This is a genomic window from Armatimonas sp. (genome assembly GCF_031410135.1).
In the GTDB taxonomy this organism is placed as follows: Bacteria; Armatimonadota; Armatimonadia; order Armatimonadales; family Armatimonadaceae; genus Armatimonas.
In genome coordinates this window covers 1-1,065 of record NZ_JANNYP010000092.1, presented here as the reverse complement: position 1 = coordinate 1,065, position 1,065 = coordinate 1, and the positions used below count along the sequence as shown (strand labels likewise).

Sequence of the window (1,065 nt, the reverse complement as noted above, 5' to 3'; positions counted from 1 at the left end):
GTACGGCAACCAGGACTGCAAGCAATACATCGACATGATGGAACTGCTTGCGCGCCCAGACATCGACGCCGTGCTCATCGCGACGGGCGACAACTGGCACTCGGGCGTGTCCGTCCTCGCGGCGCGCGCGGGCAAGGACATCTACTGCGAAAAGCCCATCAGCCACAACATTCGGGAGGCTGTCGCAATGGTGAACGCGCAAAAACGACACAAACGAGTCGTCCAAGTTGGCACCTGGCAGAGAAGCTCGAAAGAGTTTACGGACGCGATCAACTACATCCGGTCGGGTAAGTTCGGAAAGGTCGTCCACTGTCGGGCTTGGATCGCAGACGGCACAAAAATTGGGAAGCAGTCCCCGATCGCAGTTCCTTCCAACCTCGACTACGACGCTTGGATTGGCCCCGCCAAGATGGTGCCCTATCAACAGAACAAGGTCCACTGGAACTGGCGATGGGTTATGAACACCGGCGGTGGACTCACCACCGACTGGGGAGTCCACATGATGGACATCGCTCTGCTCGGAATGAGCAAAGGTCTTGACCTTCCGATGCCGACACGAGTCACCGCAACCGGCGGAATGTGGGCGATCAAAGACGACGACCGAGATGCACCCGACTCGATCGAAGCCTTGCTCACCTACGATGATCCTCAATTCATGATGACGTGGTCGGTGCTTCGAGACACCCCAGGAAAGCAAGGCCACTGCACAGAGTTTGTGAACGCCGACGGAAATACCCTTCGAGTTTGGCGAGGCGGCTGGCAGATTCTGGATCGAAGTGGAAAGGAAATGCCGAAGGAAAGCTCAGAGGCCGTGCCGACAGATCACTGGCGCAACTTCTTGGATTGTCTCAAATCAAGAGAAAAGCCTCGCGCCGACCTTGCATCGGTCGCCCAGACGACGATCACTTGCCACATGGTAAATGTCGCGCTTGAGTCTCAGGAAGTTATTCGATGGGATGCAAAGGCGAATGATCTGGCTGGTAGCAATGGTAGAGGGACTCTCGCCTACGTTCGCCCGTATCGAGCACCCCATGTGCTGCCGATGAACGGCTAAGGCACCAAAAG

1 protein-coding gene is annotated in these 1,065 nt (G+C 56.7%); it reads left to right on the top strand.

The window, feature by feature from the left end; all coding sequences use genetic code 11:
* The coding region (locus tag RMO15_RS03530; protein WP_309707858.1) for a Gfo/Idh/MocA family oxidoreductase at positions 1-1,054 on the top strand (1,054 nt) is incomplete at its 5' end.
* Positions 1,055-1,065: the final 11 nt, after the last annotated feature.